The sequence below is a fragment of the Actinomadura geliboluensis genome (assembly GCF_005889745.1).
Classification (GTDB): domain Bacteria; phylum Actinomycetota; class Actinomycetes; order Streptosporangiales; family Streptosporangiaceae; genus Spirillospora; species Spirillospora geliboluensis.
The window spans coordinates 1-13911 of the sequence record NZ_VCKZ01000255.1 but is presented as its reverse complement, the minus strand read 5'-3'; the positions used below and the strand labels follow the sequence as shown (position 1 = coordinate 13911).

The window sequence follows — 13911 nt, the reverse complement described above, 5'->3', positions numbered from 1 at the left end:
CCTCGGCCAGGTCCGGCGGCGCGCCGACCCGCTGCCGGACCTGGCCGAGGAGCGGCCCGCGCCCGCCCCCGCCCCCGAACCTGCGGAGCCGTCGGGCGACGGCACGATCGTCGTCGAGGGCCACCTCGTGGACGAGCCCGAGCCGGAACCCGAGCCCGCGGAGCCGCGCCGCGCCGTCCCGCCGCCCCGCGCCGACCCGAACCGCACCGAGAACCGGGGCGGCGCCATCTACGTCCTGCGCGAGGAGCCCGAGCTGGACGACTAGCGGCGGCGCCTCGGGCTGTAGGGGGCGCTCAGAGCAGGTGCCCGTACTCCTCCATCCAGCCGGGCGGCAGGTCGAGCTTCTTCTCGATCTTCGGGTAGTACTCGTCCTGGCACACCTGCCGGTCGGTGTGGGTGTTGGCGGCGTTGACGCAGTCCCAGTAGCCGCTGAACTCCGTCCGCAGGAAGACCGCCATCGCGACCATCACCAGCGACATGCCGAGGCCGATGGCGCCCATCACCATGCCGGGGAGGGCGCCGGGCACGGTGTCGCGGTTCGCGCGGGCCTGCCGGCGGGCCTTGATCCCGACGACGAGCGCGGCGACGCCGAGCACCAGGCCGAGCGGGTAGAAGAACAGCGCGGTCAGCAGCGCGATGCCGCCGAGCCACAGGGCCCGCACGCCGGCCTGCCGCGCCTGCGACGGCCCCGCGGGCGGCTCTCCCGCCGGCCGCCCGTCCGGGCGGTCCTCGGGACGGGCCTCGCGGCCCTGCTGCTCGCTCACTCTTCGTCTCCTCCTGGCCCGTGGGGTGGGGATCCGCCGACCGATTCGGGCGGATCTGCGGTGAAGCGGCGCCGAACCGGCCCGATAGGCTTCGTGGTGGCCGCACATCCCGTCAACGTTCACCGGGGAGTCATGGTGTCCGCCCGGCTCGTCGTCCTCGTCTCCGGCGCGGGGACCAACCTACAAGCGCTGCTCGACGCGTGCGCGGATCCAGCCTACGGTGCCGAAGTCGTGGCCGTGGGGGCGGACCGCCCCGGTATCGCCGGAACCGAGCGAGCGGAACGTGTGGGTTTGCCCACTTTTACGGTCTGCGTTCCGGATTTCCCGTCCCGCGAGGAGTGGGACGCGGCGCTGACCGCGGCCGTCGCCGCGCACGAGCCCGACCTCGTCGTCTCCGCCGGCTTCATGAAGATCCTCGGCCCCCGCTTCCTGGCCCGGTTCGGCGGCCGCACGGTCAACACCCATCCCGCGCTGCTGCCCTCGTTCCCCGGCGCGCACGCCGTACGGGACGCCCTGGCCTACGGCGTGAAGGTCACGGGCTGTACCGTTCACTTCGTCGACGAAGGCGTGGACACCGGACCCGTCATCGCCCAGGAGACCGTCCCCGTGGGCTGGCATGACGACGAAGACTCCCTGCACGAGCGCATCAAGCGGGTGGAGCGCCGGCTCCTCGTCGACGTCGTCGGACGCCTCGCCCGCGACGGCTGGACCGCGCGCGGCAGGCGGGTCTCGATGAAGTGCAGGACCTGTGGTGAATCTTCCGACGACCATGAGGGGAGCTCGGCCGGTGAGTCGGGTGGCGATTAAGCGCGCGCTGATCAGCGTGTACGACAAGACCGGGCTGGAGGAGCTGGCCCGCGGCCTCCACGAGGCGGGGGTGGAGCTCGTCTCGACCGGGTCGACGGCCGGCCGGATCTCCGCCGCCGGCGTCCCGGTGATGAAGGTGGAGAAGCTCACCGGCTTCCCCGAGTGCCTGGACGGCCGGGTCAAGACCCTGCACCCCAGGATCCACGCGGGGCTGCTCGCCGACCGCCGCAAGGAGGACCACCTCCAGCAGCTCGACGACCTCGCCGTGGAGCCGTTCGACCTGGTGGTCGCGAACCTGTACCCGTTCGCCGACACCGTCAACTCGGGCGCGAAGCCGGACGAGTGCGTCGAGCAGATCGACATCGGCGGCCCGACCATGGTCCGCGCCGCCGCGAAGAACCACGCGAGCGTCTCCGTCGTCGTCGACCCGTCCGCCTACGGGACGGTCCTGGACGCGGTGAAGGCCGGCGGCTTCACCCTGGAGGAGCGGCGCCGCCTCGCCGCGCTGGCGTTCGCGCACACCGCGTCCTACGACGTGGCCGTGGCCTCCTGGTTCGCGAGCGCCTACGCCCCCGACGAGACCGCCGCCGGCACCGGCTGGCCCGACTTCCTCGGCGCCACCTGGGAGCGCTCGAACACCCTCCGGTACGGCGAGAACCCGCACCAGCGCGCCGCCCTGTACCGCTCCCCGGGCGAGACCGGCCTGGCGGGCGCGGAGCAGCTGTACGGCAAGGAGATGTCCTACAACAACTACGTGGACACCGACGCCGCCCGCCGCGCCGCCTACGACTTCACCGAGCCCTGCGTCGCGATCATCAAGCACGCCAACCCGTGCGGCATCGCGGTCGGCGCCGACATCGCCGAGGCGCACCGCAAGGCGCACGCCTGCGACCCGGTGTCCGCCTACGGCGGCGTGATCGCGGCGAACCGCCCGGTCACCGCCGCGATGGCCCGGCAGGTCACCGAGAGCTTCGCCGAGGTCGTGATCGCCCCGTCCTTCGACGACGAGGCCGTCACCGTCCTGAAGGACCGGTTCAAGAACGTCCGGCTGCTGGTCTGCCCGGACGCCCCGGCCGGCGCGGTCGAGCACCGGCGCATCGACGGCGGCCTGCTGGTGCAGGGCGTCGACGCCGTGGACGCGCCCGGCGACGACCCGTCCACCTGGGAGCTGAAGACCGGCGCGGCCGTGGACGAGGCGACGCTGCGCGACCTGGCGTTCGCGTGGCGGGCGATCCGCTCGGTCAAGTCCAACGCGATCCTGCTGGCCGCGGACGGCGCGACCGTCGGCGTCGGCATGGGCCAGGTCAACCGGGTCGACTCCGCCAAGCTCGCGGTCGCGCGGGCCGGCGCGGAGCGCGCCGCGTCCGCGGTGGGCGCGTCCGACGCGTTCTTCCCGTTCCCGGACGGCCTGGAGGTGCTGACCGAGGCGGGCGTGAAGGCGATCGTCGAGCCCGGCGGGTCCGTCAACGACGACAAGGTCATCGAAGCGGCGGAGAAGGCGGGCATCAGCCTGTACTTCACCGGCGTTCGGCACTTCTTCCACTGACGCCTCCGGTGACCGGCGGTTCGCCCGGTGTGGCGCGGAACACGTGCCGCACCGGGTTTACCGCCGTCTTCTTTACTTTTTCCGGCGGGTAGCCTCGGCCCGGACCGCGCCCACACCCTCCCATGACCCCCGGCGCGGGCATTCCGTGTTGGAGGCGCGATGGACGTGCTGCTCGCCGCGATACTGCGCTCGGTGTACCTGGTCGAATCGCTGCTGATGGACTCCCGGCAGATGATCGGGCTGGCCGCCGCGTTCCTGGCCGCCCTGCTGGCCGCCCAGCTCGGCTGGCACGGCACCGACCGCGTCCTCGCCTGGCGCCAGCGCTCGGAGGACTAGCGCGGCCGCCGGCGCTCGAAGGACTGGCGCAGCCGCCGGCGCGTCGCTAGCGCAGCCTCGCCTTGAGCGCGGCCGTCGGCGCTTCGCTAGCGCAGCCTCGCCCTGAGCGCGGCCGCCGCGGCGGGCCAGTCGTCGTCCGTCATCCCGTACACGGCGGTGTCGCGGACCGACCCGTCCGGCCGGATCCGGTGCTTGCGGTGGACGCCCTCGAACGCCGCGCCGAGCCGTTCGATCGCCGCCCGCGACCGCGCGTTCCGGACGTGCGTGTGCCAGCCGACCCTGATCGCGCCCAGCTCGTCGAACGCCCGCCCGAGCAGGAGCAGCTTCGCCTCCGTGTTGACCCCCGTCCGCTGCCAGCGCGCGCCGAGCCAGGTGTGGCCGATGCACAGCCCCCGGTGGGACGGGGTGGCCTCGTAGTACGACGTCGTCCCGGCGACCTCTCCGGTCGCGGTGTCGATCTGGGCCCAGGGGAGCCGGACGCGGCGCTCGCAGTCGGCCAGGGCCCTTTCGACGAGCACGCCCATCTCCCCGGCCGTCGTCGGCTGCCGCTCGCTCAGCCAGGCCCACACCTCCGGGTCCTTCGACGCCTCGAACAGTCCCTCGGCGTGCGCCGGGGACAGCGGCTCCAGCCGCACGTACTGCCCGGTCAGGACGGGCCGTTCGAACCATGCGTCGCTCATGTGCACGACCGTAGAAGCCGGGGAAGGGGCACCGGCAGGGCCACTCGGCGCCGATTTCCACGTGCCACTCGACCGTTACCATGGGTTTTCACGCGACTGGCGCAGTCAAGGTGGATCACCACCGGGGAGCGAACGACAGTCCGGACACCGCGCGCCTGGGTGGACGGGACCGTGAGCCGGGCCCGGTCCCGCGGGCCCTACGGCGAGATCCACGCGGAGGAACGCATGACGGCACAGATTCTGGACGGCAAGGCCACGGCCGCCGAGATCCGCTCGAACCTCAAGGTGCGCGTCGAGGCGCTCCGCGACCGCGGCGTGTCCGTCGGGCTCGGCACCGTGCTGGTCGGCGACGACCCGGGCAGCCACTCCTACGTCAACATGAAGCACCGCGACTGCGCCGAGGTCGGCATCGAGAGCATCCGCCGCGACCTGCCCGCCACCGCCACCCAGGACGACGTGGAGCGGGCCGTCGCCGAGCTGAACGCCGACCCGGCCTGCACCGGCTACATCGTCCAGCTCCCGCTGCCGAAGGGCCTGGACGAGCAGCGCGTGCTGGAGCGCATCGACCCGGCCAAGGACGCCGACGGCCTGCACCCGACGAACCTGGGGCGGCTCGTGCTGATGCAGCCGGGCCCGCTGCCCTGCACGCCGAAGGGCATCATCGAGCTGCTGCGCCGCTTCGACGTCCCGATCAAGGGCGCCGAGGTCACCGTCGTCGGCCGCGGCATCACGGTCGGGCGGTCGCTCGGCCTGCTGCTGACCCGCCGCACCGAGAACGCCACCGTGACGCTCTGCCACACCGCCACCCGCGACCTCGCCGCGCACACCCGCAAGGCCGACATCGTCGTGGCCGCCGCCGGCGTCCCCGGCCTGATCACCGCCGACATGGTGAAGCCGGGCGCGGCCGTCCTCGACGTGGGCGTCTCCCGGGTGGACGGCAAGCTCGCCGGGGACGTCGCCGCCGACGTCCGCGACGTCGCCGGCTGGGTCGCGCCCAACCCCGGCGGCGTCGGCCCGATGACGCGCGCCATGCTGCTCGCGAACGTCGTCGAGGCCGCCGAGCAGAGCCTCTGACGCACTCTTCCGGGCACCGCAAGGGCCGCCGCCCCAGCACCGAGGCGGCGGCCCTCCGCACGTTTCCCGGCCGTGGCCGCGCCGTCACCTGCGCGGCCCGGCAGGGGGTCAAGCGATCGCCCTCATAATGCGCGCTGCCGGGAGGGCGACCGCGGGCTCAGCTCAACTGGCCCTCCGTCCCGCCGTGCTGGGCGCCGGACGGCCCGGCCCGTGGCCGTGCCCCGGCGCGCCGGGCCGGCGCGTCTCCCCGGTGGCCCGGACCCCGGGGACCCGGCCGTCCACCGGGGGGCGCCCCTGGTGCGGGACGTGCACCGGCGGCAGCGGGCGGACGAGGCCCATCGCGATGACCTCGTTGGCGAGCCGCGTGCGCCGGTTGGCGCCCTCGGGGATGCGGAACTTCTGGTAGAGGCGCAGCAGGTGCTGCTTGACGGCCGCCTCCGTGACGACCAGCTCGCCGGCGATGTCGCGCGCCGTGGCGGGGGCCACGAACGCCTCGTCGGACAGGGCGGGTCGGCACAGCGAGGTCAGCACGTCGACCTCGCGGCGGGTGAGCTCGGGCGCGACGGCGCGCCGCAGTTCGACGTCCGGGTCGACCTCCTCACGGGGGATGCCCCCCAACCGGCAGCGCGCCGTGCCGAAGCTCACGACGTCACCGTCCTCCAGCACACGACGGGCGATCGGCCGGCCGTTGACGCGCGTCCCGTTGCGGGACAGGCCCATGTCCACCACGTAGACGTACGGACCGCGTCGGACGATTTCTGCGTGCAAACGGGACACACTCGGGTCGTCGAGGCGTACGTCGACTCCTCTCCCTCTCCCGACCGTCGTAACGTCGGGGCGCAGCGGCATCACCAGCCCGCTGTCCTCGATCCGCATGAACGGCCCCTCCACGGCAGTCCTCCCAGCTAGTTAGCGACCCCTGTCTGCCGGGTTACCCGGGCGCCGTGCCGTCACACCCTCCTACTGGCGAGTAGCACCGATGGCGCAAGGGATTCCGGCCTCTCGGGCATCACCCGGGCACCATCCGTCCCACCCCTTTTCCCCGCTTCGGACGACAAGACGGACCGTTCCACCCAGGCGGCGCCCGCGAAGGAGTCGTCGATGGCACCGGTTCGGCGTTGGTGCGGCATCGGTGCGGTGCCGGCGCGGTGCCGGTGCGGTGCCGTCCGGTGCCGGCGCGAAGGCGTCCAGCGGCTCCCGCGAAGGCGTCCAGTGGCTCACGCGAAGGCGTTCCAGTGGCTCACGCGATGTCGTCCCCGGGCGCGATCGGCGATACCGTGAGGGCCATGAGCACTCAGGTGCACCGGCGCCGGCGGCGCGCGCCGCGCCGCGGGGGCGCCGCGCCGCACTGGCTGGCGCAGCTGCCGTACCTGCTCGTGCTCAGCGGGGTCGGCGCCGGCCTGACGCTGTGCGCCTTCAACTACTTCCGCAAGGGCTCCGGCCTGATGGCCGCCGCCCTGCTCATCGGCGCCCTCGCCCGGCTGCTGCTGCCCGAGTCGCAGCTCGGCCCGCTCGCCGTCCGCAGCCGCTCCGTCGACTGCTGGACGCTCGTGATCATGGGGGAGATGGTGGCGTTCGTCTCGCTGAGCGTCCCGCCGATGAACAAGACCGGCCTGTCCCTCGCGGGCGCGTTCGGCATCGTGATCGCGCTCACCGCCGCGGCCCGCGGCCTGCGCCTGCTCATCGCCGGCCGCCGCGCCGCGTCCGCCTCCGCCGCGTCCGCCTCCGCCGCGTCCGGCCCGCCCGGCGGTGCCCCGCCCGGGAACGGGCCGCCGTCCTGACGCGTCCGCGCAGGTGGAGGGCTGCCGAGCCAGGCCAGGTCTAGACCGCATGACCGGCTCGGCTAGCCTAGCCAGTTGAGCCTTACAAGGACTTGAGTCCTTTTCGTCCGGCGATCCCGGCGGCCCGAGACACCGCCATGCCCGCCGAGGATGGGAAGGCCTCGCCAGCTGGCCAGGTGTAGGAAAGGGACAGCAACAGCATGCCCAAGATCAAAGTAACGGGCCCGGTCGTCGAACTCGACGGCGACGAAATGACGCGGATCATCTGGAAATTCATCAAGGACCAGCTGATCCTGCCCTACCTCGATGTGGACCTGAAGTACTACGACCTGGGGATCGAGCACCGTGACGCCACGGACGACCAGGTCACCATCGACGCCGCGAACGCCATCAAGGAGCACGGCGTCGGCGTCAAGTGCGCCACCATCACCCCCGACGAGGCGCGCGTCGAGGAGTTCGGCCTGAAGAAGATGTGGCGGTCCCCGAACGGGACGATCCGCAACATCCTGGGCGGCGTGATCTTCCGCGAGCCGATCGTGGTCTCCAACATCCCGCGCCTGGTGCCCGGCTGGACCAAGCCGATCATCATCGGCCGCCACGCCCACGGCGACCAGTACAAGGCCACCGACTTCGTCGTCCCCGGCCCCGGCAAGGTGACGATCACCTACACCCCGTCCGACGAGGGCGAGCCGATGGAGTTCGAGATCGCGGACTTCCCCGGCGGCGGCGTGGCCATGGGCATGTACAACTACGACGACTCGATCCGCGACTTCGCCCGGACGAGCATGCGGTACGCGCTCAACCGCGAGATGCCGCTGTACATGTCCACGAAGAACACGATCCTCAAGGCCTACGACGGCCGGTTCAAGGACCTCTTCCAGGAGATCTACGAGACCGAGTTCAAGGCCGAGTTCGAGGCCAAGGGCCTCACCTACGAGCACCGCCTCATCGACGACATGGTCGCCGCGGCGCTCAAGTGGGAGGGCGGGTTCGTCTGGGCCGCCAAGAACTACGACGGCGACGTCCAGTCCGACACCCTCGCCCAGGGCTTCGGCTCCCTCGGCCTCATGACGTCCGTCCTCATGACCCCGGACGGCAAGACCGTCGAGGCCGAGGCCGCGCACGGCACGGTGACCCGGCACTACCGCCAGCACCAGCAGGGCAAGCCGACGTCGACCAACCCGATCGCGTCCATCTTCGCCTGGACCCGCGGCCTCGAGCACCGCGGCAAGCTCGACGGCAACAAGGAGCTCATCGGCTTCGCGCGCTCCCTCGAAGAGGTCTGCATCGAGACCGTCGAGCACGGCCAGATGACCAAGGACCTGGCCCTCCTGGTCGGGAACGACACGCCGTGGCTGACGACGCAGCAGTTCCTGGAGGCCCTCGACACGAACCTCCAGAAGAAGGTCAACGTCTAGCGATTGAATGATCGCTCTCCGTTAGACCGAGTGCGGAGTCGCTCCCCGCCCATGCGGGGATGAAGGCCGTCCCGGATCCGTCCGGGGCGGCCTTTCGCGCGGGAGGCATGCCGGGGGTGCACCTGCGCGCCGGCGGGTAGGGGACGCGCGATAGCCTGAGGCCGGAACTATCTCGACGGCGAGAGAAACCGCGGCGGCGCGGCTTCGGCGGTCGGGTACGAAGGATGGCCGCCTGAGCCCCGTCAGGTCACTGCAGGAGAAGAAGGACAATGACGCGCACCCCAGTCACCGTCACCGTTACCGGCGCCGCGGGCCAGATCGGCTACGCGCTGCTGTTCCGCATCGCGTCCGGGCACCTCCTCGGCGCGGACGTCCCCGTCCGCCTGCGCCTGCTGGAGATCCCGCAGGCGGTGAAGGCCGCCGAGGGCACCGCGATGGAGCTGGACGACTGCGCGTTCCCGCTGCTGTCCGGCATCGACATCTTCGACGACGCGACCAAGGCGTTCGAGGGCGCGAACGTCGCCCTGCTCGTCGGCGCCCGCCCGCGCACGAAGGGCATGGAGCGCGGCGACCTGCTGGAGGCCAACGGCGGCATCTTCAAGCCGCAGGGCGAGGCCATCAACGCGGGCGCCGCCGACGACGTGAAGGTCCTGGTGGTCGGCAACCCGGCCAACACCAACGCCCTGATCGCGCAGTCGCACGCGCCGGACGTCCCCGCCGAGCGCTTCACCGCGATGACGCGCCTCGACCACAACCGCGCGCTCGCCCAGCTCTCCAAGAAGGCCGGCGTGTCCGTCGCCGACATCAAGAAGATGACGATCTGGGGCAACCACTCCGCCACCCAGTACCCGGACATCTTCCACGCCGAGATCGGCGGGAAGAACGCCGCCGCGACGGTCAACGACCAGGCGTGGCTGGAGAACGACTTCATCCCGACCGTCGCCAAGCGCGGCGCCGCGATCATCGAGGCGCGCGGCGCGTCCTCGGCGGCGTCCGCCGCGTCCGCCGCGATCGACCACGTCCACACCTGGGTGAACGGCACCGCCGACGGCGACTGGACCTCCATGGCGGTCGTGTCGGACGGCTCCTACGGCGTCCCCGAGGGCCTCATCTCGTCCTTCCCGGTCACCACCAAGGACGGCAAGTGGGAGATCGTCCAGGGCCTGGAGATCGACGACTTCTCCCGCGCCCGGATCGACGCGTCCGTCAACGAGCTCTCCGAGGAGCGCGACGCCGTCCGCAAGCTCGGCCTCATCTGACCCGACTTCGCATCGACGAGCCCTGGCCGGATCCGGCCAGGGCTCGTCCCATGTAAGGACCCGATCTCTGACTGCCTCCGGGGCTTCAGTGCTCCTGAGGGCTTTGCTGGAATGGCAAGACTCCACGCCTGATCGTGGCTGGTTGGGAAGGCTGAAAGCGCGGTGACCGTCCGGCCGCCGCGCGTCCTCGATGAGAGGGAGTCACCATGCCGTCCACGACCGGCCGCAGGCGCCGCCGCGACACCCCGCCGCCCCGGACGGGAAGCAGCGAGGCCGAAGTCCTGCGCGGATTCCTCGACTACCTCCGCGCCTCGATCGCCGCGAAGGTCGACGGAGCCCCAGAACCGCAGGTGCGGACGGCCATGGTGCCGTCGGGGACGAACCTGATCGGCCTGCTCAACCATCTGACGCACGTGGAGCGCTCGCTCTTCCTAGGCGACGAGGTCACCGACTGGCAGGCGACGTTCAAGACGGTTGCCGGTGTGCCCGAGGTCGTCGCCGGCTACCGGGAGGCGGTCGACCGCGCGAACGAGGTGCTGGACGGCTGCACCGACCTCGCCGCACCGCTCCCGCGCCCCCGCCCGGGACGTCCCGCCCCGAGCGTCCGCTGGGCCCTGACCCACATGATCGAGGAGACTGGCCGCCACGCGGGCCACGCCGACATCCTCCGCGAGCTCGTGGACGGCACGACGGGCCGCTGACCGCGAGCCGCCGGGCTGACATGGATGCCGGCTCATCGCCAAGCTCGCCCGACTCCGGACCGCGGGTTCAGCGCGGCTCGCTCGCGCCCAGTCACACCGGAAGGTTCTGGCGCGTGGCTGATCCGCTAAGCGCAGACGGCGCCGCGCCCCGCTCCACGCAGTTGAACGAGACCTCGATGAGCAGTCCATCCAGGACGGGCAAGATGCAGGTCCCGCAACGCTATGGAGGAACGCTCGCGGAAGTGCAACGGCAAGGGCGTCGCAGCCATGTTTGCTCGAACGACTCTCCGAACTTCACCCCCATATTCGGCGGGACGAGTTCATTGCCGTTCACAGCTGGCCGTTGGCGACAGGACGTAGCAAGCTTCGCTTCACGCAGGACTTCATCGACGTTTAGAGGTCGAAGGCTGCGCCATCGATCAACGTTTGGACGACTCGGTCTCTTCTGGTGCCGGGAATTGTGGTGGGGGCGGCGCTGCGTACGGGGCCGCCCCTCCAAAGTCAAGGGCGCCTTCGGCGTCGCTTCGCGATGGGACTCCGTCCCACCCTTGACTTCGGAGCCTCTGCGGCCCCTGAGTGCAGCTTTCGTCGGGCAGGCTCCGCCTGCCCTCTGCCCGACGCGCCGCCCCCACCCCAACCAGAAACACACAACACACAAGTGCAGAACTTCAAATCGAAATGCCCGAAATGAGCCTTTCGAGAAAACAATCAAGGAAGCCCAAAAGAATCATGGAGGAATTTCGACTCGGAAGGGCGAAGTAGCGTCCGGCCGGATATCATAAGGGTATGAGTTCAATCGCGGTCGACCTCGATGCCGCGTCCACCATGGAATTGGTGAACGCGGCATCGGCGATCGCCGCCGAACTCGCCTCCCGCCCCGCCCCCGATTCGGCGGCGGCGTGCATGGAACTCACCGAAACCCTCGCCACCGCCACCGACCTAAATGAAGCCGCCCTCGCCAGGTTTATCGGCGTGGTGGACGGCGCGCGGGAGGTGCAGCGGTGGGGATTCCCCTCCACTCGATCCTGGCTGCGGTCCCGCCTGGGCATGCGCGAGTCCCGCGCCAAGGAACGGCTCACCCTGGCCCGCCAGCGCCACCGCCTGCCCGAGATGACCGAGCGGTGGACCGCCGGTGACCTGTCGGCCGGATATGCCGCCACCATCGCCGACGCGACCGCCCGACTCGACGACGATGACTGCGGCAAAGCCGAAGCCATCCTGCTGGGCATGGTCGACCAGGGCTTCTCCGCCGGGAAAGTCGCCAGCTTCGGCAAGCGGATCCGAGACGTCATCGCCGAACGCGACGGCACCGAGCAGGCCCCCGAGGACGCCCAACGCGGTTATGAGCGGTCGTGGGTCGATTCGACGCGTTCGCTGGACGGTGGCCGCTACATCAAGGGCTGGCTGAACGCCGAAGACGCCGCCATCTGGGACGGCACCCTCGGGCCGCTGGCCAAACCCGCCGGAACCGACGACCACCGCGACCTGTCCGAACGCACCGCCGCCGCACTCACCACCGTCCTGTCGGGCGGGCACAAGGCCACCAAGGTCACCGTCATCTGCGACCTGGACACCCTCACCGGCGGCACCACCCCGGCACGCCTCACCGACGGCACTCCCATCCCCGCCGCCCAAGCCCGCCGCATCGCGCTCAGCGCAGGGGTGTCTCCGCTCCTGCTCGGTCGGGGTAACACCCCGCTGTACCTGGGGCATCGGGTCCGGTTCGCCACCGCCCCGCAACGCCAGGTCCTGGAGACCCTGTACTCCACCTGCGCCGTCCAGGACTGCGAAGTACCCGGGACACTGTGCGAAGTCGACCACGTCAACGGCTGGGCCCTCGGCCGTAGCCCCACCGACATCGACCAACTCGCCCTCACCTGCGGCTGGCACAACCGCTACAAACACACCAACCCAGACCGCATCCACATCACCAAGACACCGGACGGCCGCTACACCTACCGCCTCCACCCACCCGGAATCAGAGCCCTTCCCGAACCCGGCCGCCCACCACCTTGGGCACAAGCCGCATGATCGACAGGACCCACACCCGGCCGTCCCACCAACACAGACCCGGGATCGCCCACCCCAGCCTGATGGCCTACCGCCCTGGCCTTAGGCCGCATGACCACACCCCACCCCAGACCCCCTGTCTCGTCGGCGCGGGTCTGGGGCCGTGGGCTAATCCTGACCACCTACCGCGCAGGCACAAGGCCGCGTGACCACAGGCGCGCGCTCGCACCCGACCGCTCCACCCCACGCGAACCCGACGGCACGTCGGCCCCGACCGCCTGCAGTGCTGGTCTTGGGCCGCATTGGTGGGCAGGCCCACGCTCTGAGCCCGGCCGCCACACCAGCAAGGGCCGAGGCCATCCGCCGTGCTGGGCCAACACCGTGTGATCGGCGGCGCGCCCGGCCCGTCCACCAACACGGACCGGGGGCCGTCTGCCGTGCTGGGCCAACGTCGTCTCTGTTGCAGGCTGCTGCACCCACATGTGGGCCCAAGGGCACATTCGCCGTGATCGCCCGCAGCGCTGGTCTTGGGCCGCTGGTGGACAGGTCCACGCTCTGAGCCCGGCTGTCGCACCAGCACGAGCCGAGGGCTGTCCGGCGCGCTAGGTGTACTTGGCCATGATCTTGGTGATACCTGACCGGTAGGTGTTTGATCAGCAAGAAGACCTCCGGGCGTGTGGAGTTTGCAGGCTTCACCAGCACCCGGTGGTCTCAGTGAGCCGTGCTAACGCCCGTTTGACGTTTCACGGCAGATGTCTGCTGGTTCGCCGTGTCGTGTTCGATGGCCGCCCGGTCGCGCACGTCGCGGTCGGGCTGGGGGTGTCGCGGTAGTGCGCGCATCGGTGGGTGGGTCGATACCGGCGTCAGGGATGGGACGGGCCGGCCGACCGGCGCAGCGGCCCCCGCACGTCCCCGTCCAAGACTGCGGCCCGGACCGAGGAGAGGGTGCTGGCGGCCCGCCTCGAACTGCGGCCCGGCCCCGACCACATCGCGGCGGCCACCGGGGTCCCGGCCCGCACAGTGACCCGGATCCTGCGCCGTCACCGCGTCCCGGTGCCGGCCGCCCGCGCCCCGGTCACCGGGCACCAGAACCGCGCGACCCGCCACAGTGGCCGCCGCTACGAACACCCCGAGCCGGGCGCGATGATCCACCTCGACGTCAAGAAGCTCGGCCGGATCCCCGACGGCGGCGCCCGGCGGGCGCACGGCCGCAGTGAGGCCGTCTGCGGCCGCGGTATCGGGTACGACCACGTCCACACCGCCATCGACGACCACACCCACCCGGCCTACGCCGAGGTGCTGCCTGATGACAAGGGCACCACCTGCGCGGCGTTCCCGACCCGGGCGGCGGCGTCCTTCACCGCCCACGGCATCACCCGCATCCACCGGGTGCCGACCGACAACCCCCGCAACCACCGCCACCCGGCCGCCTTCCAACAGGCCTGCACCGAACTGGGCGCCCGGCAGAAGTTCACCCGGCCCCGCTATCCAAACCCCGCTGTCCGTGGACCAACGGAAAAGCCGAACGCCTCAAC

12 protein-coding genes, 2 pseudogenes and 1 riboswitch are annotated in these 13911 nt (G+C 71.2%); of the genes and pseudogenes, 11 read left to right on the top strand and 3 right to left on the bottom strand.

Annotated features, from left to right (window positions below):
- Positions 1-265 (top strand): annotated as a pseudogene (locus ETD96_RS45140) (hypothetical protein); the annotation flags it as partial.
- 28 nt (positions 266-293) lie between these two features.
- On the opposite strand, the gene ETD96_RS28860 reads toward ETD96_RS45140, so the two are convergent.
- Positions 294-764, bottom strand: coding sequence for a DUF4190 domain-containing protein (locus tag ETD96_RS28860; RefSeq protein ID WP_138639647.1), 471 nt, complete (start codon positions 762-764; stop codon positions 294-296).
- A 132-nt stretch (positions 765-896) separates the two neighbouring features.
- Here ETD96_RS28860 and purN point away from each other — a divergent pair, with 132 nt between their 5' ends.
- From purN to ETD96_RS45135, 3 genes are all read left to right on the top strand, one after another.
- Entirely contained in the window at positions 897-1571 is a 675-nt protein-coding gene (purN, locus tag ETD96_RS28855) for a phosphoribosylglycinamide formyltransferase (RefSeq protein ID WP_138639646.1), read from the top strand.
- Positions 1552-3117 carry a bifunctional phosphoribosylaminoimidazolecarboxamide formyltransferase/IMP cyclohydrolase gene (gene purH / locus ETD96_RS28850; RefSeq protein ID WP_138639645.1) on the top strand — a complete coding sequence of 522 codons (1566 nt, stop codon included), beginning with the start codon at positions 1552-1554 and terminating at the stop codon, positions 3115-3117. The genes purN and purH overlap by 20 nt, the downstream gene beginning before the upstream one ends.
- A gap of 159 nt (positions 3118-3276) precedes the next feature.
- Entirely contained in the window at positions 3277-3453 is a 177-nt protein-coding gene (locus ETD96_RS45135) for a hypothetical protein (RefSeq protein ID WP_171069281.1), read from the top strand.
- Between the two features lie 86 nt (positions 3454-3539).
- Here ETD96_RS45135 and ETD96_RS28845 read toward each other — a convergent pair whose 3' ends face one another.
- A complete protein-coding gene (locus ETD96_RS28845; RefSeq protein WP_138639644.1) occupies positions 3540-4133 on the bottom strand; it encodes a GNAT family N-acetyltransferase in 594 nt (197 codons plus the stop codon).
- 82 nt (positions 4134-4215) lie between these two features.
- A riboswitch (ZMP/ZTP riboswitch) is annotated at positions 4216-4301 on the top strand.
- Positions 4302-4358: 57 nt separating this feature from the next.
- Between ETD96_RS28845 and ETD96_RS28840 the strand changes: the two genes are divergently transcribed.
- A complete protein-coding gene (locus ETD96_RS28840; protein WP_138639643.1) occupies positions 4359-5207 on the top strand; it encodes a bifunctional methylenetetrahydrofolate dehydrogenase/methenyltetrahydrofolate cyclohydrolase in 849 nt (282 codons plus the stop codon).
- Positions 5208-5369: 162 nt separating this feature from the next.
- On the opposite strand, the gene ETD96_RS28835 is transcribed toward ETD96_RS28840, so the two are convergent.
- Complete coding sequence (locus tag ETD96_RS28835; RefSeq protein WP_138639642.1) at positions 5370-6098, bottom strand: FHA domain-containing protein; 729 nt, start codon at positions 6096-6098, stop codon at positions 5370-5372.
- 395 nt (positions 6099-6493) lie between these two features.
- Between ETD96_RS28835 and ETD96_RS28830 the strand changes: the two genes are divergently transcribed.
- From ETD96_RS28830 to ETD96_RS28800, 6 genes and pseudogenes are all read left to right on the top strand, one after another.
- A complete protein-coding gene (locus ETD96_RS28830) occupies positions 6494-6988 on the top strand; it encodes a DUF3017 domain-containing protein (protein ID WP_138639641.1) in 495 nt (164 codons plus the stop codon).
- A 200-nt stretch (positions 6989-7188) separates the two neighbouring features.
- The gene (locus ETD96_RS28825; RefSeq protein ID WP_138639640.1) at positions 7189-8406 is read left to right on the top strand and encodes an NADP-dependent isocitrate dehydrogenase; all 1218 of its coding nucleotides are present in this window, start codon (positions 7189-7191) and stop codon (positions 8404-8406) included.
- A 269-nt stretch (positions 8407-8675) separates the two neighbouring features.
- Entirely contained in the window at positions 8676-9665 is a 990-nt protein-coding gene (locus tag ETD96_RS28820) for a malate dehydrogenase (protein WP_138639639.1), read from the top strand.
- 206 nt (positions 9666-9871) lie between these two features.
- Positions 9872-10366, top strand: a complete 495-nt coding sequence (locus ETD96_RS28815) for a DinB family protein (protein ID WP_138639638.1) — start codon at positions 9872-9874, stop codon at positions 10364-10366.
- A gap of 786 nt (positions 10367-11152) precedes the next feature.
- The gene (locus ETD96_RS28810) at positions 11153-12397 is read left to right on the top strand and encodes an HNH endonuclease signature motif containing protein (protein ID WP_138639637.1); all 1245 of its coding nucleotides are present in this window, start codon (positions 11153-11155) and stop codon (positions 12395-12397) included.
- A 693-nt stretch (positions 12398-13090) separates the two neighbouring features.
- A pseudogene (locus tag ETD96_RS28800) lies at positions 13091-13911 on the top strand (leucine zipper domain-containing protein); the annotation flags it as partial.

Bases quoted from the DNA above. Each gene is read 5' to 3' on its own strand.
- ETD96_RS28820 (WP_138639639.1), top strand. From the start codon at position 8,676: ATGACGCGCACCCCAGTCACCGTCACCGTTACCGGCGCCGCGGGCCAG.
- ETD96_RS28845 (WP_138639644.1), bottom strand. From the start codon at position 4,133: ATGAGCGACGCATGGTTCGAACGGCCCGTCCTGACCGGGCAGTACGTG.
- ETD96_RS28810 (WP_138639637.1), top strand. From the start codon at position 11,153: ATGAGTTCAATCGCGGTCGACCTCGATGCCGCGTCCACCATGGAATTG.
- ETD96_RS28830 (WP_138639641.1), top strand. From the start codon at position 6,494: ATGAGCACTCAGGTGCACCGGCGCCGGCGGCGCGCGCCGCGCCGCGGG.
- ETD96_RS28825 (WP_138639640.1), top strand. From the start codon at position 7,189: ATGCCCAAGATCAAAGTAACGGGCCCGGTCGTCGAACTCGACGGCGAC.
- purN (WP_138639646.1), top strand. From the start codon at position 897: ATGGTGTCCGCCCGGCTCGTCGTCCTCGTCTCCGGCGCGGGGACCAAC.
- ETD96_RS28840 (WP_138639643.1), top strand. From the start codon at position 4,359: ATGACGGCACAGATTCTGGACGGCAAGGCCACGGCCGCCGAGATCCGC.
- ETD96_RS45135 (WP_171069281.1), top strand. From the start codon at position 3,277: ATGGACGTGCTGCTCGCCGCGATACTGCGCTCGGTGTACCTGGTCGAA.
- ETD96_RS28815 (WP_138639638.1), top strand. From the start codon at position 9,872: ATGCCGTCCACGACCGGCCGCAGGCGCCGCCGCGACACCCCGCCGCCC.